An 18,579-nucleotide genomic window follows, 5' to 3' on the forward strand; every position below is an offset into this window, starting at 1 on the left:
TAAGCTGCTAATCCATGAGCCTGGCGATGGCACTATCAAACAGGTTTTTGATTAACAATGCGATTTCGTTTATCAGTTCAGCCTGCTCGCGAGTAGCTTTTTTTTCCAGAACGCTGCTCAGCACTTCCTGAAAGTCATACATAATGCCGTCAACTTCACGAATGATCATACTGCGATGGTTTATTTCCAGTTCGGTATGCTGTGTGCATAAGGTGATAATTTGTTCGGCAATTCGTTCTTCCAGCACAACGCCAATGGTTTTACCATTGGCCAGCACGGTTCCTTCTTCGGTAAACAACGCCAGGTGCTCAGTTAAAAACTGAATGAGATGCTCGTAGCCAGGTTGATCAGTCACCATACGAATGGGTTACCTGAATTGCTTGAAGTTAAAAACATTACAATAGCGTAATTTAAGCAAAATGTCGGCAAGAAAACAAATCGGGGCCGCAGCCCCGATTTTATTAGTTAAAAGCTCAAGCCCGGTGACAATTGTTCAGGCATTGACACCTGGTCTAATTCTACTGAGGCAACCGGGTAAGCACAGTAGTCTGCCGCATAATATGCACTGGCGCGATGATTACCGCTACCACCAATTCCACCAAAAGGCGCTGCAGAACTGGCGCCGGTAATGGGTCGGTTCCAGTTGACAATACCTGCTCTGATCCGCCGATAAAAGTGCTGATAAAGCTCCTGACTGTCACTGAGCAACCCTGCTGACAAACCGAAACTGGTGTTATTGGCGGCATCAATAGCCGTATCGAAGTCACTAAATCGGAACACTTTTAATAAGGGGCCGAAATGCTCCTCGTCGGGAAAGTTTTTGACATTGCTGCATTCAATGATACCAGGCGACACTAACCCCGTATCGCTGTGCAAATGTTGCAGCTCAACCAGAACTTCACCACCTAACTCGATCAGGTGTTGCTGGGCAGCACGCATTCCTTTGGCCGCGGCGACCGAAATCATGGCGCCAATAAATGGCTGAGGGTCTGCATCATACAGGCCCGTTTTAATATTGCGGGTCACTTCAATCAAGCGGGTTAGAATAGCATCACCCTGTGCGTTCGCCGGTAAAAACAGTTTGCGGGCACAAGTACAGCGCTGGCCTGCTGAAATAAAGGCTGACTGCACAATATCATGTACCACAGCATCGATATCGCTGACATCCTGAACGATAAGCGGGTTGTTACCGCCCATTTCCAGCGCCAGAATTTTTTCCGGCCGCCCGGCAAATTGCTGGTGTAAATAATGGCCAGTACGTGAGCTCCCGGTAAAAAATAAGCCATCAATACCTTCATGGCTGGCAATCGCCTTACCAGTATCCACCTCACCTTGTAACAAATTAAGCACTCCGGCTGGTAAACCAGCTTTTTCCCACAATTTTACGGCGTGCTCGGCTACCATTGGCGTTAATTCTGATGGCTTAAATACCACGGTATTACCTGCTAACAACGCGGGGACAATGTGGCCATTCGGCAAGTGGCCCGGAAAGTTATAAGGGCCAAATACCGCTACTACCCCATGAGGTTTATGCCGGACAAAGGCCCGGCCTTGCGGCATGGGGTTCTCTTTGGTGCCGGTTCGCTCTTCGTGTGCACGTACTGATATATCCACTTTACCAATCATTGCTGCCACTTCAGTACGGCTTTCCCACAACGCTTTTCCGGTGTCTCTGGCGATGCACAATGCCAGTTCTTCTTTATTGGCAGCCAGTTGTTCAGCATATCTTTTTACCACTTCAACCCGGCTGTCAAAACTGAGGTCGCCCCAGCTGTATTGAGCGGCGCGGGCAGCACTAATGGCGGCGTCAACTTGCTCCGCCGTGGCGGCTTCCCCCTGCCAGACCTGCTGGTTTTTGGCCGGGTCAAGCGATGAAAACGACTTGCCCTCACCTGCCAGCCATTGGCCATTAATAAATTGTGCTGCGTGGCTCATGTTATACCCCTGCTTATATTCTGGTTAATCTGATGTGCTCACCGGCTTTAACGCCTAAAGCGTCGGCGCAGTCCTGTGGCAATACAACCTGATCGCTATGTTCCGTTACTGTAAGCGGCAGCCAGGTTGCACGAAAGTGTTCTAAATTAGTATTACAGATTAAATAAGGCTGACCATCCGGCCCCGGCGTACCGATCTGCACCTGTAGCTTACGACTATACCGAATTGAACGAATATGCTCTACTCTTGCTTCCACTGTCGGGCCTGCATCAAAAATATCGACGTAGCCACGGTTTGAAAAACCTTCGGATTGCAACAACGACAAGGCTGGCCGTGTTTTATCATGCACTTTGCCTATTACCTGCTGCGCCTCTTTACTTAACAGGCTGACATATATCGGATATTTTGGCATAAGCTCGGCAATAAACACTTTCTGGCCAATGCCGGTCAGGTAATCTGCTGTAGGAAAGTCAACCGAGAAAAAATGCTCCTGCAACCAGCGCCAGAACGGCGAATGACCATTCTGATCAGAGACACCACGCATTTCAGCAATGACCCGATCGGCAAAGCGCTCGGCAAATTCAGCCATAAATAAAAAACGGGCTTTAGATAACAACCGGCCATTATTTTTTTCACGGCGGTTTTCCCGCAAAAATAAAGTGCAAAGTTCACTGACGCCGGTGTAGTCGTTACACAGTGTCAGAATATCAACTGTTTTGTAAACACCTAGTGATCGTGAGCTGTGCACCACCTTACCCAGATGATAATGATAGAACGCATCATCCAGGCCTACCGCGGCTTCCAGTGCGCTGGTACCACAAACATCACCCGTATTGGTGTCTTCCAATACAAATAAGTAGCCCTCGTCACCAGGGCTGCTTACTTTTTTTTGTAACGACTGCTCCGAACGGCTGATTTTACGCATTAGCAGCTCATCATTGACCGGCAGCGAGGTAAAACCATGCCCCGACTCAACCGCCATCTGATAGAGCGCCGGGTAATCATCCGCTCGGATTGGGCGAATCACCATCATCGTCGCTTACTCCATTTTTGCTTTATATCCTGGCAGGACACGCTGTTGTGTCCTGCTGTGCTTCATTCAGTTGCGGTCTTTATGCCGCTTACTTAATTGTATTATGGCACTTTTAATCGTGGCTACGCGCTCACTACCTGGTTCACTGCCGCGGCGAAGCGTTTCATCCCTTCACGAATGTCTTGCTCAGTAATCACCAGCGAGGGTGCAAACCGGATAACATCCGGGCCAGCAACCAGTGCCATTAGCCCCTGGTCAGCTGCAGCGAGGAAAAAGTCACGTGCTCTGCCACGGTATTTTTCATTTAACACCACCCCAAGCAGCATACCCTGGCCACGAACTTCAGTGCATATCTGATACTTATTATTAATCTCGTGCAGACATTCCCGGAAGATTTGCTCGTTACGCAGCACTTCTGCCAGAATTTGCGGTGTATTAATGGTATCAATGACGGCTTCTGCAACGGCACACGCCAGCGGATTACCACCATAAGTGCTACCGTGGGTACCTACTTTCAAATGGCCGGCAATAGCAGTAGTCGTAAGCATAGCGCCAATTGGAAAGCCACCACCTAAGGATTTAGCCGTAGTTAAAATATCCGGGGTAACACCATAATTCATATAGGCATACAATTTACCGGTACGCCCTACTCCGGTTTGTACTTCATCAAATACCAGCAGGGCATTATGCTGATCACATAAATCTCGTAGCCCTTGCAAGAATTCTGGCTGAGCCGGAATAATGCCACCTTCGCCCTGAATTGGCTCAACGACAATGGCACAGGTGTTATCAGAGATCAGTGCTTTAACACTGTCCAGGTTGTTAAACTCTGCATGCGTTACTGCACCAGGCTTTGGACCAAAGCCATCAGAATAAGATGCCTGACCACCAACCGTTACGGTAAAAAAGGTGCGTCCATGAAAGCTTTTACCAAAAGAAATAATTTGCTGTTTTTGCTCACCAAATTTATCGAGCGCCCAACGACGGGCCAGTTTGAATGCGGCTTCATTGGCCTCTGCACCTGAATTAGCAAAATACACTTTGTCGGCAAAAGTGGCATCAACCAGTTTTTTTGCCAAACGCAGCGCCGGCTCGTTCGTCAGCACGTTGCTTAAATGCCACAGTTTATCAGCCTGCTGTTTTAAGGCCCCGACAAGAGCCGGATGGCAATGTCCAAGGCTACTGACCGCAATGCCACCAGCAAAATCAATATACTCGCGATCGTTCTGGTCCCACACTCGTGAGCCCTTACCGCGCACCGGGATGACACTTGCCGGGGCGTAGTTGGGTACCATCACTTCATCAAATAAGGCCCGGTTTACTGCAATGTCTGTTGTCATGTTCCTTTCCTCTATATTGAGTGGGTGGTTTTGCGGCGCAGAATTACCCGGCCACTGCCAGTTATTATCCGGCCATTATTGCAGGTTTTAGGGCGGTTGTCTTGTCGGTAAAAATGGCTAAAGCCAGAAAAATCAAGGGGTACAGATAGATTTGCAACTGAACTGAATAACTAAGCAAAGCGCGTTGGGCTTACCAGAACAAGTGAGGACCCACGGCCAAGCAGAAGCTGGCCGGATGATGCTTAGCCAGCAGTATTTCCGGTTTGCATGAATATGGTCAAAAAAAATGTTATAAATCGATGTTTAATCGTTTCAAATCGGTTTTTGCCAGGGTGGTAAGTTGCTCTTCGGTCAGCTTGACGGCTGAAAACCAGGCTGCCGCATCTTGCTCAGTGGCTTTGCCAGCCGCTTTTAACTGCTGCCACTGCACATATACCTGCGCCTGCTGCACCAGACGGCCGAGTGGACTAATACCATTAAACCCAACGCCCTCAGCAAGCTGATCCAAGGTATGACATAGCGGTAAATGTTGCAGCGACCAGCGGGAAATGATGTCAGCACTAAGGATATCAGCAAACTCCAGTAAGCTATTGCTCAAGAAACTGGCATCAGGTTCTAGGCCATCGAGCGCATCGGTTAACTCGTTATTGCGCTCGTCTCTGGCCTTTAGCAGCTCTTCCTGCTTGGTTTGCTGATACGTTCGCAAATAATTACGGGTTACCACTATATGGCCCAGTGGATGAAACAAACCAATACAAAAGGCCGCATAGGGCAGCTCGGCGCTGTCTTCAGCCAGCCTGCGGGCAGCAATAGCGCATGCCAGAGTATAATCCCACAACCTGGTTTTAAATCCAACGAAAGGATCAGTTGCGTGTGGTAAACAACGACGCATACCATATACCGGAATAATCAGTTGCAGGCTTTCTACCCCGAGAAAACGCAGTGCCGTTCTGACGTCTTTGATCAGTGAACCTGAAGCAGTTCGATTACGATATTGCGGTTGATTAACCAGTTTAAGCAGATCCTCCTTCAACCAGTCAACCTGGCTGATTAACGGGTCGAGCTGGTTGATGGTAACTGCTTTGTGGGCCAGTATATCAAGTACCTGATGATAACTTTCACCTAAGTCAAAAATCGATGCGCTCACCAGCGATATGTTGCCCAGCCGCTGAAAAAGTTGATCTGCAACCTGGTCATGCATATGAGCCTGGGCAAATTCGATAAACTGTTGCCTGGCTTGCTGCCCGGCCAAACGTTGTTGCATCGCTTCTGCATCGACCGCTAACAATTTTCTGCTGGTTGGCAAACCCGTTTTGACTTGATATTGCAGTCGGGCAGCTTCTGGATTAACCCCGATAAAGTCGTCCCAGAATTGCTGATTCAATGGCTCAGTCTGTTTGCTCATTTAATATAAACCTAACTATCGCCGGCAGCAGCAACAGGCTGCTGGAGAAAATTATTCAGCATCGCTTTACCGGCATCGCTTAAAATAGCTTCAGGATGAAACTGCACCCCATGTATCGCCATGTGTTTATGCATTAAAGCCATTATCTCGGCTGGCTGATCTGGTGCATTAGTCCAGGCCGTGGTCACCAGCTCCGCTGGCAAGCTGCTCGCGGCAACCAGCAAAGAATGATAGCGGGTTACCGCTAACGGGCTAGGCAAACCGGCAAATACCGACTGCCCCTGATGATAGATATCAGAGTTTTTACCGTGCATCACTTTTGTTGCCCGGCACACCTTACCACCAAACACCTGAGCAATCGCCTGATGACCAAGACACACGCCCAATAATGGTACCTTGCCGGCAAAATATTCAATAGCCGCCAGACTCACCCCAGCGTCGTCTGGCGTACCCGGACCTGGTGATATTACCACATAAGCCGGGTTCAGTGACGCCAACTGGGTCACACTGATCTCGTCATTACGTTTTACCAACACCGTTTGGCCAAGCTCTGCAAAATATTGCACCAGATTCCAGGTGAACGAGTCGTAATTGTCGATCATTAACAACATGCCTGACTCCGCTAATCCAGCAGCATTAAGATATCAGAGTGAACTGCGTTATCAGGGAGCAACGAAACCTACCGCATCATTTACTTTAGCAAGCGTCGCAGCAGCTCTGCTGCGTGCGTTCTCTGCACCAGCGCGCATCACTTTTTGCAGGGTTGGTAAATCTGCACGAAGCTCTGCAAAGCTTTTTTGCACCGGCTCCAGTAAATTAATCACTGCATCAGCAACGTCACCTTTCAGATGGCCATACATTTTACCTTCGTATTCCGCTTCCAGCGCAGCGACGGCTTTGCCGGTCACGCCACTTAGAATACTTAACAGGTTGGCTACACCCGGTTTCGTCTCAATATCAAACCGTACCCGTGGCGGATCTTCTGAGTCGGTCATGGCTTTTTTAAATTTCTTGCTGATCATTTTAGGATCTTCGAGCAAGCCAACAAAATTCCAAGGGTTTTCATCAGACTTTGACATCTTTTTGCTTGGATCCTGCAAACTCATTACCCGGGCAGCTACCGGCGGAATATAGGGCTCAGGTACGGTAAATATTGGGCCATGGCTGGCGTTAAAGCGCGTCGCGACATCGCGGGCCAGTTCTAAATGTTGCTTCTGATCATGACCTACCGGAATTTGATTAGCCTGATACAACAGAATGTCGGCGGCCATTAATACCGGATAGGTAAATAAGCCGGCGTTTACATTGTTATTGTGACGCTCTGACTTATCTTTAAACTGAGTCATCCGGCCAAGCTCGCCAAACTGAGTATAACAGTTTAACACCCAGGCTAGCTGGCTATGCTCTGGCACATGGGATTGCATAAATACAGCTGAGCGTGCTGGGTCGATACCGCAGGCCAGATAGAGCGCCAGACTATCCAGCGACGCATTACGCAACGCTACCGGATCCTGGCGCACCGTGATGGCATGCAGATCGACGATGCAATACAGACAGTCATAATCATCCTGCATTTGATCCCATTGCCGCAGTGCGCCCAAATAGTTACCAATGGTAAGTTGTCCTGAAGGTTGAGCGCCACTTAATACTATTGGTTTACTACTCATAATGGGTTCACTGTCCTTAACCGGTTAAAACATAAAAAAAAGAGCAACATTATAGCCGCAACGTACCACTGCCCGCAGTATATTATTTGCTGCGCACTGCAGCCAGGGTCTGGCGCATGGTGTTTATCGTCTGCTGGTAATCCGCACTGTTAAAAATAGCCGAACCGGCGACAAACATATCAGCTCCTGCTTGAGCGATATCTCCAATATTATCCAATGTAACACCACCATCCACTTCTAAGCGGATAGGTAATCCACTGGTATCAATCATTTTGCGAACCTGAGCCAGCTTATCGAGGGTGCCGGGGATAAATTTTTGGCCACCAAACCCCGGATTAACAGACATCAGCAAAATGACATCCAGTTTATCAATTACATAGTCCAGATAGCTCAGTGGTGTCGCCGGGTTAAATACTAAACCAGCCTGACAACCATGACTTTTAATCAGCTGCAAGGTGCGATCAATATGGCGGGAGGCTTCCGGATGAAACGTTATAATACTGGCGCCGGCTTCAGCAAACTGTGGGATCAGGCTATCCACCGGTTCTACCATCAAGTGCACATCGATGGGCGCGGTGATGCCATAATTTCGTAACGACTTACAAACCATTGGCCCTATTGTCAGGTTTGGCACGTAATGATTGTCCATCACATCAAAGTGCACCACATCGGCCCCTGCGGCTAGCACGTTGTAAACCTCATTGCCAAGCCTGGCGAAATCAGCAGATAAAATGGAGGGAGCAATTAAATAAGGCAACATTAGGCAACTCCATAAATGTTAAAGGGAGACTTTACTGAATTAGCCGGCAAAAAGCACGTGCTGTGCGTTGCACAAAAAGCAGGCAGTTGCGCACCAGCAAAGCGCATTAGTTCGTTAAATAGAAAAGCAAAACAAATTAAAGCATTGTATTTAATAGCTTATTTCATTTGGCATGCTTATTGGAATGTATTAATCAGGGAATAAACATAAGGGCAACACCAATGAAAATGACAACGACACTTTCCAGCTTAGTTACCGCCAGCTTATTATTAGGCCTGGCCAGCACCAGTACGCAAAGCCACGCCGTTGAACTGAGTGGTGACATCACGTTTACCTCTGATTACGCCTTTCGCGGTATTTCACAAACCGACGAAGCGCCTGCAATCCAGGGTGGCTTAACCCTAAGTGATGAAACTGGTTTTTATGTCTCTGTATGGGGCTCCAGCGTTGACTTTGGTGGTCAGGGAACACTTGAGTTTGATGTGATGCTTGGCTGGAGCGGTGCGCTTAATGACGACTGGACGGCAGATGTAGGCGTAATGCGTTATGGCTACCCTAATACAGAATTTGCCGGCTCCAATTTTTATGAGCTTTATGGCTCACTTTCTTATCAGGATTTCACCTTTGGACTTGCGTTCAGCGACGATTACTATGCCAATGCCGGAACCTATTTTTATCTGTATGGCGGTTACAGTTATGCACTTACCGACAACCTGGCCCTGGACCTTCATGTGGGACACAATGAGTACGATGACAGTGCTGCAAGTTATCTGGACTGGAGTATTGGTTTAAGTACTGAGGTATTAGGCGCGGGATTAAGCCTCGCCTACGTCGATACGGACATTGATGACTGTAACCTGTGTGATAGTCGGGTCATTTTCACCGTTTCGAAAGGTTTCTGAGTGTAGCAAATAAAAAGTTGCTCAGGGCCCCCTGAGCAACTGATCTAGTCAAATACTCCCGCGTATATTAAATAACCAACTTGTATCCCCTAGGCAGATCCATTACACTCTGCCGTTAGTGATTAAAGCGTTAACTGGATTTAACATGAAAATTACCATTAGCAGTAAGGCATTAGCGATTGGAGCGGCGGTAATCATTGCCATTGCCACCATAAGCTATGCGAAAATAAGCCCTTTGTGCCAGGACGGCACCGGTGCAACAACAACTGAATTATGTCATAACGTACAACAGAATTGGTTAAGCTGGATTAAAGGCGACAGTCGTTCCACCCAATTCCATTTTGTAGATTTCCTTGAATTACTAAACCGTTTAACACCTTCCAATAGTAAATCGAACTAATGCCCCACAGCAAGGCCCGTACCTGGCAAGTAATCAAAGCAGTGCTGGGGGCGTTTGCCGGTGTCCAGTCAGAGCAACAACGCCAGATGGATTTTCAAACAAACAGTATTGTGCCTTACGTCATAGCGGGCATTATCGCCGCCCTGCTATTTGTTGCAGCTTTGCTGCTGACAGTATCCCTGGTACTGGGCTAGCACCGTATAACGCAAATAATTCTGCAACCTTGCCCCTGCCAGCGCCATTCTGACTAATTGACCGACCGACCTTTAAACTGTGCAGCGTTGCTTGCTGATAAATTTTCCGGGTCCAGGTGGTATCATGGTTGCTGATCAGTACACTGTGACCTTTTTGCTGTGCCTGCTCTGCCAGATTGGCCAATTGTGCCTGATCATCAAGATTGAAGCCCTGGCGGGCGTAGCTGGTAAAACTTGCTGTCTTACTTAGAGGGACATAAGGCGGGTCACAATACACCACAGCGCCAGGCGACAGAGTGGCAAATACCTGTTGATAGCTACTGCAACTAAAACGGGCCTTTTGTGCTTTTTCGGCAAAATAATACAACTCAGCCTCTGGAAAATAAGGCTTTTTATAACTGCCAAACGGCACATTAAACTTTCCTGACAAGTTATAACGGCATAATCCATTGTAACCATGGCGGTTCAGGTATAAAAACAAAATTGCCCGTTGATACGGATCAACGCTTTCATTAAATTGTTGCCGCATGCCAAGATAGCTACTGCGAAGATTTGCGCTGGCACAAAACAGGCTGCGGGCATCAGCGACAAAGGCGTCTGCTTTATGCTGCACAATTTGATATAACTGGATCAAGTCTGCGTTAATATCATTAAGCAAATAACGTGGATAATCGGTATTAAGGAACACAGAGCCGGCACCGGCAAATGGCTCGACTAACTCTGGCCCGTCGGGCAAATGTTTAATCAGTTCAGGTACCAAGCTGTATTTACCACCGGCCCACTTAAGAAATGCCCGGTTACGCTTTACATTCACTATGCTATTCCTGCAGTTCTGACTCAGCACGCAATCGAGCCAACGCCTTAATTTCTTGCTGTACCTGTCCAACTGGCTTAATAAACGGACCTGCAGTGCGCAACGGTTCTGCCAGTAACGCTCTTGCCTGACGAGCGCTACTCACATCTGAATAATGCCCCTCCGCCAACAATATCCACTGCAATTGGCCCTGCCAGCTGCGCTGATACACCGCTATAGCGATATCAGGGTATGTACGCATAAAGCGTGCTAATGCTACTTCAGACGATAACACAGCCAGCTGCAATACTCTGGACTCTGCCGGCAATTCAAGCAATTGCGGTTCCTGATAGCGAAAATCGCTTGTCAGCGCCGCAGCAACACCGTTGTGCTCTACCGGGTTTGTCGCAGGAGAACCGGTAATCGGTTCACTGATTACCGCTGCTTGCGCTTCGGTATCGACAGGCTCTGTAGTCGGCATTTCGCTTTTTGCAGACTGCGCGGGTATAGCAATTAACTCAGGCTGTGTATGTGCATTCTCCTGCCCCGATGTAAGCAGAGGACTTTCAAAAACGTCAGAGCGCTTGTTAAGTTCAGGACTGGTTGCTGCAGTTACAATGTTGCTGTTTGTTAGCTCAGGGTTGTTTGTCGAGTCCTCAATGATATTTTCTGTCTGCTCAGCGCTACTGGTAAGTTCGGGGCTTTTTATCTGCTCAGGGCTGTTTATCTGCTCTGGGCTAATTACTGCAGAGCCGTCTTGCTGTATTTCCGGCTTGGAATTGGTTTCTGCTGTAGCTTGCTCTTGGCTTGCTGGTTGTAGCCAGCTAATTATCCCAGTCAGCAGCAACAACACTATCACCGCAGGTAACAACCACAACACGACAGAAAGAGGCTTGCGTTCTTCAGGTTTAATCACCGCAGAGTGCAACAGGTGCATGTTTCCGGCACTGGTTGCGAATCGTTCAGCAATAGCAAGCGGATCAAGTGGTTGGTCTTTAAGTACCTGACTTGCATCTTGCAGCGTAGGAATATTAATACCTAAATTCAGTGCCATCCTGATCGAGGGCTCGGATATCAGAAAAAAACCGAGGCAATCAAGCTGCAGTAATTTTTGTTGCGTTTGTTCAGAAAGCTGATCAAAATTGTCAACAATTAATAATAAAGGTAGGACACCTGTTACTGGCTCAGCCATCAAGTCAGACAAAGAGAGCGTTGTACTATGATTACCAAACCAATGTTGCTGCAATAAGGCATCTATCTCAGTAGACGCCAAGGGGCCGGTTAGCAGCGCGACATTAGCCTGATCTGAGAAAAGCTCAGCCAGCGCTAAACTAATTGTCGATTTTCCGCTGCCTTTTGCTCCGACTAAACCAATGTTCTGAAAATCGTTAAACGCCAGTTGAAATAATAATCGGTTTAGTAGTTCATGTTGTGATGGCAACAAATGATCCAACTCAGCAAGTTTTTGCTGTAGTAGCGAGGTATCCATTAGCCAAAAACCTGCAATAATTCAGCTTCGGTCACATCAGCGACCAGTCGGGCCTGTCCCAACGCAGGTAACAGCACAAACCGCATCTGGCCGTCTTTCACTTTTTTGTCTGTTTTCATATAAGGTAAAAAATCGGCGATTTGCATCGAGTCAGGCATCACTACCGGTAAGCGGAAACATTGCAATGCTCTGCCAACAAGGGCCACATCACTCTGACTCAACCAGCCGCGATGTGCCGACAATGTTGCTGCCATCATCATACCCACGGCAACCGCTTCGCCATGCAACCAGTTACCATAGCCCATAAAAGCTTCAATAGCATGGCCAAAGGTATGTCCAAGATTTAACAACGCCCGTTCACCTTGCTCGGTCTCATCCCGGCTCACAATATCAGCCTTCATCTGACAACAATGTTTAATCATCCGGGCCAATATCTCTGGCTGCTGCTGCAGGATTTGCTCACTATGTTGTAACAGCCAGTCTAGAAAGGTGTTGTCACCCAGTAACGCATACTTAACTACTTCTGCCATACCTGCAGCGAACTCGCGCTGCGGCAGCGTCGCCAAAGTTTCAGTACTGATAATGACTTGCTCGGGCTGTTTAAAAGCACCAATCATGTTTTTGCCAAGAGGATGATTTACGGCTGTTTTCCCGCCAACTGAAGAGTCTACCTGAGACAATAAACTGGTGGGTATTTGCAAAAAACGGACACCCCGTTGATAACTTGCGGCAACAAATCCGGTAAGATCACCAATTACACCACCACCCAGTGCAACCAGTAACACGTCTCTGGAGACACCTTGTTGCAGCAAAAAAGATAAAATCTTTTCAAAAGAAGCCAGACTTTTAAATGCTTCACCATCTTCAATCAGGATGTGCTGAGGGGAACGACTAAACAGGGCCTTAACTTTTGCTAAATATAGCGGCGCCACGGTAGGGTTAGAGACGATGACAACTTGCCGGGTATCGGCCAGCGAAGCGATAAGAGAACTAAAGCCGGTATTGATATCTATCGGGTAGCTGCGCTGACCAAGTTGGACTTCAACTTTTTGCATTTGCAGCTCCCTTTTTCGTTAAAAACCCAACTGTTCAATAATCTGGTTTGCGACTGCCCGGGCGCTTTGTTCGTCTGTGCGTACGGTAAAATCAGCAATCTCTTCATACAAAGGATTTCGATCCGCAGCCAACCGTTCTAACACTTCGCGAGGGGCTTCTTCAGTTTGCAGCAAAGGCCTGCGTTTATCGCGTTGCGTCCGAGCTACTTGCTTCTCTATCGGGGTTTCCAGATAAACCACAATACCCCGTGCCGATAGGCGGTTGCGAGTTTCTTTACTCATCACCGAACCACCACCCGTCGCCAAAACGATACCCTGCAATTCGGTTAAATCTGAAATGACCGTCTCTTCACGAACTCTGAAACCTTCTTCCCCTTCCAAATCAAATACCCAGGCAATATCAGCACCGGTGCGGCGCTCAATTTCCTGATCTGAATCGTAGAAGTCAAGATGAAGCATGTCTGCTAAATGACGTCCGATAGTGCTTTTGCCTGCGCCCATCGGGCCCACAAGGAAGATATTACGTTTTTCTGCCATATGTCGTAGTGCTAAATCAGCTTACTCAATGAAAAGTTGAATTGAAGGACCAAAAGGCTCCCGCGAAAATTTGAAGCGCTGAATTATGTCAGGAATGGCCTTTCGTTGGCAAGTTAAATCTGACTTGATTCGGGAAGCTGCTATGCAGCTCCCGAATCAAACCACTTTTATTGACCTTCAGTCAGGATCTTAGGGGTGACGAAAATAAGTAACTCGTTTTTCTCATTAACATCACGTTTTGACCGGAATAAAGCACCAACATAAGGGATGTCACCAAACATAGGTACCTTCGATACTGTTGATAATATTTGCTGCTGATAGATACCGCCAAGCACGATAGTCTCGCCGTTATCTACCAGAACCTGGGTCTGAATTTGCTGGGTGTCTATCGCTGTTGCTGGTCCTGTTGGCGTTTGAACCGTTTCACCGCGGGTATTCTGGGTAATAACCAGGTCCAGAATAATTTTATTATCCGGCGTTATTTGCGGCGTTACTGTCAGACTCAGTACTGCTTTCTTAAATTCAACGGTGGTTGCACCGCTGGATGCAGCCTGTACATAAGGGATCTCTACACCTTGCTCAATTCGCGCTTCTTTCTGGTTTGAGGTGGTTATCCGCGGACTGGCGATAATTTCACCTTTGTTTTCCTGCTCCAGTGCTGACAGCTCTAAATCAAGCAAGGTACCATCCGCTAACCGTGCCACATGGAATGCAATACTACCCGCCGGATTCTGAATAGGCAGATTAACGTTCCAGCGATCATCCAGTGCCGGAAACTGACCAGTAGAAATCGCGTTTGAGCCATTAGCATTACCCGATACTCCACGGTTGCCACCACTGGTACTCTGCTGGTCACTAAAGCCCCAACGAATTCCTAACTCATCGGTAACACTGTCGCGTACCGTCACCATTCTTGATTCGATCAACACCTGTCGGACCGGCACATCTAACCGTTCGATCAATTTGCGAACACTTTCAATATTCTTGGCAGTATCTTTAATTAAGATGGTGTTGGTACGCTCATCTACAACCACACTGCCACGACTGGACAATAAGGTGGCATCACGGTTGGCCAGTAAACCAGCCAGATCAGCGGCCTTAGCATAATTAATGGTCAAATAATCAGAATAAAGTGCCTCAAGTTGCTCAACCTGCTGCTTCGCTTCTAACTCGCGCGCTTCCCTGGCTGATAATTCTTCGGTAGGTGCTACCATCAGAATATTACCATCCATCCGCTTATCGAGGCCTTTAACCCGCAACACGATATCAAGCGCCTGATCCCATGGCGTACCGTCTAAACGCAAGGTAATATTACCGGTAACCGAATCACTGGTGACCAGGTTAAAGCCGTTATAATCTGCAATAATTTGTAGCACTGTCCGGATTGGAATATCCTGGAAGTTCAGCGATATTGGTCGGCCTTTATATTCACGACCACCGCCCAGGATACTGCGATTGGTGGTATCACGTTCAATATTAAGCGTGAAAATATTGTCTATTTGCTGATAGGTGTAGGTGAAAGCATCACTGGTTGCAATTTCTAAACGGGCCGACGCGCCCTCTTTGAAAGTTTCTATTCCGGTAACGATAGTACCAAAATCCATGACATCCAGCTGATATAACAACTCATCCAAAATGTCAGTATTGTGAAATTCAACAATTAACTTCCCCGCACGTTCACTGACATCTACCGCTGCAGTATTTTCACGCAGGAACACTAACACCCGGCCTTCGCCTTTTTCGCCGCGGCGAAAATCTATGGCCTGAACCCGGTTGATGTAAGTAGGTGTTACGTCAGCTGCCTGTCCCACTTGCTCGGCAGTCGGGTTGTCAGAAATGTGCATGTAGAACACATTGCCACGCACCCGGGTGCGATATATCTTTAAATAATCGAGATAAATTGTTGATTTAAAACCTTCACCGAGGAATTCAGACTTTATTCTTTTAACTCCGGCTTTATCGATCATCACTTGTTCAAGTTTTTCTTCGTAGTCAGAGTTATCGAAATACAGCTCTATCCGCGCTGGCTCATTAAACACCTGAATACTGGGATCTGTATAAAGGTCTTCATCGAAGATAAACTCGATCTCTGTTTCGCCGGTGAGCAAGGGGTTATACCTGACATCGTACAACAAAGGGACTGCTGCTGCGGGCAATGCGAACAACAATAACGCTGTCACGGCCAGCTGGGTGCCGGTGATTCCTCGGGAAATTCTTTTGATTATTTTATCCATGATATACTCGCACACCTATCAATTACTCGCCATTGCTGTAGTTTCAACCATCTGAATCATGGTCGTCCGTTCTTTCCAGCAACCTGCCCCGTCTGGGATTAACTCTAACAATTCAACATGAGTTGGCTCTACACTAATTACCCGCCCATGAAATAAACCAACATAATTATTTAACGTTATCCGGTGTAAGGTTTTATCTGACGCTTCGATCAACGCCCAGATATTACCGGTATCACCCAAGGTTCCACGCATCTTGAGGTTATCAAGAGCATACTTCTCCAGCGGTTCTTTACGCCGTCTGGGATCCGGATGCAGACAATCCTGAACTTGCAAGAATCGATCCTGAACGGCTTCAGGCCGTGGCTCTGAAAACGGACTACGACTATTTTGAGATAAATAAGCTATATGCTCAAACTCTTTAACCTCTGGTAACGGCTCTACTCGTGGCTGAGTGCTGGCTTTAACAGTGTCCATATGAGCCTGAACTTCACTTAAGTCATCAAAGCAACCAGAGAGTAAGGTTGCAACAGAAACTGCTAAGATGAGCTTTCTCATTGTGCAGTCTCCTTATAGCGGTAAGTTTTCGCGGTAACATTAAAACGTAAACGTTCGTCTTTCTCTGTTTGGATGGAGAAATCGTGCAGACTGACTATCCGTGGTAATTTGGCAACCTCACTGACAAAGTTACCAAATTGATGGTAATCACCCACCACGTCAATTTTAATCGGCAATTCAGTATAAAATTCTTTTTCAATTTCCGGCTCCCAGTTTATCCTTAGAAAAGTTAAACCGCTTGTGGTACCAACATAAGTTATGTCGTCCAGTAGGCCAGGGGTTTCGTGAGTGGTTGGCAGCTGCTTAAGTAAAAAAGAAAACGTATTTTCCATTTCTATCATTTGCTGTTTGTACAAATCGAGATTAACTGCTGAGGCATACCGCGTGCGGTAAACCTGACGCAACTCCGTTTCTTTTCGCTCAGCACTGTTTAATTCATCAATTTTGCTGTCAATTAATAAGAAGTAACTCAGAGTGCCAACTAAAGCCGCCAAAATAATGGCGAAAATAACTTTTGCTGCAACGGGCCAGGAGCCCATATTCTCAATATCAAGATCATTGATATCAATTTCAGATAAATTGAAATTCAGGCTCATCGTGCACCACCTCTCGCACTGGGTGTAACCGGCTCACTATCCTGCACCGCTTCATAGCCTTTTACGGTAAGATGCATTTTAAAGTTACTCAGTAACCGTGATTCATCTTTACCCGCTTCAATAAACTCTAGCAGCGGACTATCCAGTAAGTCAGACTGTTCAGCATCACGTAACATCGTAGACAGCCGGTTATTTGACTCACTGCGACCAATTAATAATAAATTAGAGCCTTTTTTCTCTAACTGCGTCAAATAAATACCTGATGGCACTACCCGGGCAATTTCAGACATAATTTCTGTACCAAGATTTCGGCTGCCCTGTAGCTGTTCAATCAGGCTCATTCGCTGCTGTAAACTACGTTTTGTTTCATTCAAGGTGCGAATTTCAGCAATTTTCTGATCAAGCACCTTGATTTCATTTTCCAGATAGCGATTTCGCTGATACTGGCCATCGATCATACTGCTATAAACCATGTTAATCAGAAAAAACACCAGAAAACTCATTACTGCAGTCATCGCCAGTACGGTTACATATTGTTTTTGCTTTTCTTTGCGCGCAGCTTCACGCCAGGGCAGTAAATTTATATATGCCATGATGAAAAACTCCGTAAGGCAAGGCCACTGGCAACCATTAATTGCGGGGCGCTTTTATTTAATTGTTCACGATCAACTGACGTGGCAACATCGATTGTTTTAAATGGATTGGCCACCACAGTGTGGATGCCAAGCTCATCAATCAGTAGCCGGTCAATGCCTTCAATTAACGCGGTACCTCCAGAGACAATAAGGTAATCCACAGCATCGCGGCCACTGCTGGTCAGATACATCTGGATGCCACGCCGTATTTGCTGCAGTAACATGGTCTGAAACGGTGCCAGCACTTCGAAGGTATAGTTTGGTGGTAAATCACCACTTACTTTCGCCAGTTCAGCTTCGTCATAGCTTTTGTTGTAATAAGACAAAATACTGCGGGTATATTGCTCACCACCAAAGGACTGGTCGCGGGTATACAGTGTCTTACCTTTCTCAACAATACTTAATAAGGTCATAGTGGCACCAATATCAACCAGTGCCACGACTTTACCAGCTGCATCATCTGGTAATTGTTTCAAACATAATTCAGCAGCCCGGCTTAAGGCATAACTTTCAACATCTACTAACTTGGCACTGAAACCACCGTTGTCTAATGCCGCCACCCTTGCTTCAACACTTTCAGTACGAGCGGCGCTTAGCAACACATTAACTTTAGAAGGGTCGGATTCATTCACATCCAGCTTTTCGAAATCAAGGCTAACTTCATTTAATGGGTAAGGAATTAAGGTATCCGCTTCAACTTCAATCTGGCTTTCCAGTTCAGCATCGGTTAATGACACATCCATGAAGATCACTTTGCTGATCACAGTAGATCCAGATACCGCAGCGGCAGCGAATTTGATCGACCTGGGGATCTTCTTACGGATCTTGCCGATCACATTGCCAACGGCTTCGATATCCTGGATCTCTCGATCTGACATCGCGCCTTTGATCATCGGCTCGACAGCAAAGGCTTCAACCTTATACTGGTTACCGTGCTGACTTAACAGCACAGCCTTGACAGAGTGAGCACCGATATCAATGCCAACCATCATAGGTGTTTGTTTACTGAACAGGCTTTTTATCATAGCTTCCTGCGGCCATTTTATAGT

General features: G+C 47.0%; 20 protein-coding genes. 3 read left to right on the forward strand and 17 right to left on the reverse strand.

All coding sequences use genetic code 11. The features are described from left to right. Positions 1 to 7: 7 nt before the first annotated feature. The 8 genes from ABY802_RS01960 to rpe form a co-directional block, all read right to left on the reverse strand. Entirely contained in the window at positions 8 to 358 is a 351-nt protein-coding gene (locus ABY802_RS01960) for a DUF3802 family protein (protein WP_372625324.1), read from the reverse strand. Positions 359 to 465: 107 nt separating this feature from the next. Next, positions 466 to 1,935 (reverse strand): succinylglutamate-semialdehyde dehydrogenase, encoded by a 1,470-nt coding sequence (gene astD / locus ABY802_RS01965; RefSeq protein WP_372625325.1) that lies wholly within the window; start codon positions 1,933 to 1,935, stop codon positions 466 to 468. Positions 1,936 to 1,948: 13 nt separating this feature from the next. Next, entirely contained in the window at positions 1,949 to 2,968 is a 1,020-nt protein-coding gene (astA, locus tag ABY802_RS01970; protein WP_372625326.1) for an arginine N-succinyltransferase, read from the reverse strand. A 122-nt stretch (positions 2,969 to 3,090) separates the two neighbouring features. Continuing rightward, positions 3,091 to 4,308, reverse strand: coding sequence for an aspartate aminotransferase family protein (locus tag ABY802_RS01975; protein ID WP_372625327.1), 1,218 nt, complete (start codon positions 4,306 to 4,308; stop codon positions 3,091 to 3,093). A 289-nt stretch (positions 4,309 to 4,597) separates the two neighbouring features. Next, positions 4,598 to 5,713: an HDOD domain-containing protein gene (locus tag ABY802_RS01980; RefSeq protein WP_372625328.1), complete on the reverse strand. Its 1,116-nt coding sequence runs from the start codon at positions 5,711 to 5,713 to the stop codon at positions 4,598 to 4,600. Between the two features lie 11 nt (positions 5,714 to 5,724). Then, the gene (locus ABY802_RS01985) at positions 5,725 to 6,324 is read right to left on the reverse strand and encodes an aminodeoxychorismate/anthranilate synthase component II (RefSeq protein WP_372625329.1); all 600 of its coding nucleotides are present in this window, start codon (positions 6,322 to 6,324) and stop codon (positions 5,725 to 5,727) included. A 51-nt stretch (positions 6,325 to 6,375) separates the two neighbouring features. Further along, a complete protein-coding gene (gene trpS, locus ABY802_RS01990) occupies positions 6,376 to 7,380 on the reverse strand; it encodes a tryptophan--tRNA ligase (RefSeq protein ID WP_372625330.1) in 1,005 nt (334 codons plus the stop codon). Positions 7,381 to 7,462: 82 nt separating this feature from the next. Next, entirely contained in the window at positions 7,463 to 8,140 is a 678-nt protein-coding gene (rpe, locus tag ABY802_RS01995) for a ribulose-phosphate 3-epimerase (protein ID WP_372625331.1), read from the reverse strand. 221 nt (positions 8,141 to 8,361) lie between these two features. Here rpe and ABY802_RS02000 point away from each other — a divergent pair, with 221 nt between their 5' ends. The 3 genes from ABY802_RS02000 to ABY802_RS02010 all read left to right on the forward strand — a co-directional run bounded on the left by ABY802_RS02000 (position 8,362) and on the right by ABY802_RS02010 (position 9,636). After that, positions 8,362 to 9,042 carry a TorF family putative porin gene (locus ABY802_RS02000; protein ID WP_372625332.1) on the forward strand — a complete coding sequence of 227 codons (681 nt, stop codon included), beginning with the start codon at positions 8,362 to 8,364 and terminating at the stop codon, positions 9,040 to 9,042. A 145-nt stretch (positions 9,043 to 9,187) separates the two neighbouring features. Further along, complete coding sequence (locus ABY802_RS02005) at positions 9,188 to 9,442, forward strand: hypothetical protein (protein ID WP_372625333.1); 255 nt, start codon at positions 9,188 to 9,190, stop codon at positions 9,440 to 9,442. Then, positions 9,442 to 9,636 (forward strand): DUF2970 domain-containing protein, encoded by a 195-nt coding sequence (locus ABY802_RS02010; protein WP_372625334.1) that lies wholly within the window; start codon positions 9,442 to 9,444, stop codon positions 9,634 to 9,636. The genes ABY802_RS02005 and ABY802_RS02010 overlap by 1 nt, the downstream gene beginning before the upstream one ends. Here ABY802_RS02010 and ABY802_RS02015 read toward each other — a convergent pair. From ABY802_RS02015 to ABY802_RS02055, 9 genes are all read right to left on the reverse strand, one after another. After that, the gene (locus ABY802_RS02015; RefSeq protein WP_372625335.1) at positions 9,575 to 10,450 is read right to left on the reverse strand and encodes a Dam family site-specific DNA-(adenine-N6)-methyltransferase; all 876 of its coding nucleotides are present in this window, start codon (positions 10,448 to 10,450) and stop codon (positions 9,575 to 9,577) included. The two genes, ABY802_RS02010 and ABY802_RS02015, sit on opposite strands and share 62 nt — an antisense overlap. Positions 10,451 to 10,454: 4 nt before the next feature. Continuing rightward, positions 10,455 to 11,918 (reverse strand): SPOR domain-containing protein, encoded by a 1,464-nt coding sequence (locus ABY802_RS02020; RefSeq protein ID WP_372625336.1) that lies wholly within the window; start codon positions 11,916 to 11,918, stop codon positions 10,455 to 10,457. After that, the gene (aroB, locus tag ABY802_RS02025; RefSeq protein ID WP_372625337.1) at positions 11,918 to 12,973 is read right to left on the reverse strand and encodes a 3-dehydroquinate synthase; all 1,056 of its coding nucleotides are present in this window, start codon (positions 12,971 to 12,973) and stop codon (positions 11,918 to 11,920) included. Before aroB ends, ABY802_RS02020 begins: the two co-directional genes overlap by 1 nt. Positions 12,974 to 12,991: 18 nt before the next feature. Then, a complete protein-coding gene (gene aroK / locus ABY802_RS02030) occupies positions 12,992 to 13,510 on the reverse strand; it encodes a shikimate kinase AroK (protein ID WP_372625338.1) in 519 nt (172 codons plus the stop codon). 167 nt (positions 13,511 to 13,677) lie between these two features. Continuing rightward, complete coding sequence (locus tag ABY802_RS02035; RefSeq protein ID WP_372625339.1) at positions 13,678 to 15,744, reverse strand: type IV pilus secretin PilQ; 2,067 nt, start codon at positions 15,742 to 15,744, stop codon at positions 13,678 to 13,680. 18 nt (positions 15,745 to 15,762) lie between these two features. Further along, complete coding sequence (locus ABY802_RS02040) at positions 15,763 to 16,299, reverse strand: pilus assembly protein PilP (protein WP_372625340.1); 537 nt, start codon at positions 16,297 to 16,299, stop codon at positions 15,763 to 15,765. Further along, the gene (locus ABY802_RS02045; protein ID WP_372625341.1) at positions 16,296 to 16,895 is read right to left on the reverse strand and encodes a type 4a pilus biogenesis protein PilO; all 600 of its coding nucleotides are present in this window, start codon (positions 16,893 to 16,895) and stop codon (positions 16,296 to 16,298) included. The genes ABY802_RS02040 and ABY802_RS02045 overlap by 4 nt, the downstream gene beginning before the upstream one ends. Continuing rightward, a complete protein-coding gene (locus ABY802_RS02050) occupies positions 16,892 to 17,488 on the reverse strand; it encodes a PilN domain-containing protein (RefSeq protein ID WP_372625342.1) in 597 nt (198 codons plus the stop codon). Before ABY802_RS02050 ends, ABY802_RS02045 begins: the two co-directional genes overlap by 4 nt. Then, positions 17,476 to 18,555, reverse strand: a complete 1,080-nt coding sequence (locus ABY802_RS02055) for a pilus assembly protein PilM (RefSeq protein ID WP_372625343.1) — start codon at positions 18,553 to 18,555, stop codon at positions 17,476 to 17,478. The genes ABY802_RS02050 and ABY802_RS02055 overlap by 13 nt, the downstream gene beginning before the upstream one ends. Positions 18,556 to 18,579: the final 24 nt, after the last annotated feature.

Origin of the sequence: Arsukibacterium sp. (genome assembly GCF_041616895.1) — a bacterium.
Lineage (GTDB): Bacteria > Pseudomonadota > Gammaproteobacteria > Enterobacterales > Alteromonadaceae > Alishewanella.

Excerpts from the sequence above, each read along its gene's own strand:
- astA (WP_372625326.1), bottom strand. The coding sequence starts at position 2,968 with ATGATGGTGATTCGCCCAATCCGAGCGGATGATTACCCGGCGCTCTAT.
- ABY802_RS02035 (WP_372625339.1), bottom strand. The coding sequence starts at position 15,744 with ATGGATAAAATAATCAAAAGAATTTCCCGAGGAATCACCGGCACCCAG.
- trpS (WP_372625330.1), bottom strand. The coding sequence starts at position 7,380 with ATGAGTAGTAAACCAATAGTATTAAGTGGCGCTCAACCTTCAGGACAA.
- ABY802_RS02000 (WP_372625332.1), top strand. The coding sequence starts at position 8,362 with ATGAAAATGACAACGACACTTTCCAGCTTAGTTACCGCCAGCTTATTA.
- ABY802_RS02055 (WP_372625343.1), bottom strand. The coding sequence starts at position 18,555 with ATGATAAAAAGCCTGTTCAGTAAACAAACACCTATGATGGTTGGCATT.
- aroB (WP_372625337.1), bottom strand. The coding sequence starts at position 12,973 with ATGCAAAAAGTTGAAGTCCAACTTGGTCAGCGCAGCTACCCGATAGAT.
- astD (WP_372625325.1), bottom strand. The coding sequence starts at position 1,935 with ATGAGCCACGCAGCACAATTTATTAATGGCCAATGGCTGGCAGGTGAG.
- ABY802_RS02050 (WP_372625342.1), bottom strand. The coding sequence starts at position 17,488 with ATGGCATATATAAATTTACTGCCCTGGCGTGAAGCTGCGCGCAAAGAA.
- ABY802_RS02040 (WP_372625340.1), bottom strand. The coding sequence starts at position 16,299 with ATGAGAAAGCTCATCTTAGCAGTTTCTGTTGCAACCTTACTCTCTGGT.
- ABY802_RS01975 (WP_372625327.1), bottom strand. The coding sequence starts at position 4,308 with ATGACAACAGACATTGCAGTAAACCGGGCCTTATTTGATGAAGTGATG.
- ABY802_RS01980 (WP_372625328.1), bottom strand. The coding sequence starts at position 5,713 with ATGAGCAAACAGACTGAGCCATTGAATCAGCAATTCTGGGACGACTTT.
- ABY802_RS01960 (WP_372625324.1), bottom strand. The coding sequence starts at position 358 with ATGGTGACTGATCAACCTGGCTACGAGCATCTCATTCAGTTTTTAACT.
- aroK (WP_372625338.1), bottom strand. The coding sequence starts at position 13,510 with ATGGCAGAAAAACGTAATATCTTCCTTGTGGGCCCGATGGGCGCAGGC.
- ABY802_RS02010 (WP_372625334.1), top strand. The coding sequence starts at position 9,442 with ATGCCCCACAGCAAGGCCCGTACCTGGCAAGTAATCAAAGCAGTGCTG.
- ABY802_RS02005 (WP_372625333.1), top strand. The coding sequence starts at position 9,188 with ATGAAAATTACCATTAGCAGTAAGGCATTAGCGATTGGAGCGGCGGTA.
- rpe (WP_372625331.1), bottom strand. The coding sequence starts at position 8,140 with ATGTTGCCTTATTTAATTGCTCCCTCCATTTTATCTGCTGATTTCGCC.
- ABY802_RS02045 (WP_372625341.1), bottom strand. The coding sequence starts at position 16,895 with ATGAGCCTGAATTTCAATTTATCTGAAATTGATATCAATGATCTTGAT.
- ABY802_RS01985 (WP_372625329.1), bottom strand. The coding sequence starts at position 6,324 with ATGTTGTTAATGATCGACAATTACGACTCGTTCACCTGGAATCTGGTG.
- ABY802_RS02020 (WP_372625336.1), bottom strand. The coding sequence starts at position 11,918 with ATGGATACCTCGCTACTACAGCAAAAACTTGCTGAGTTGGATCATTTG.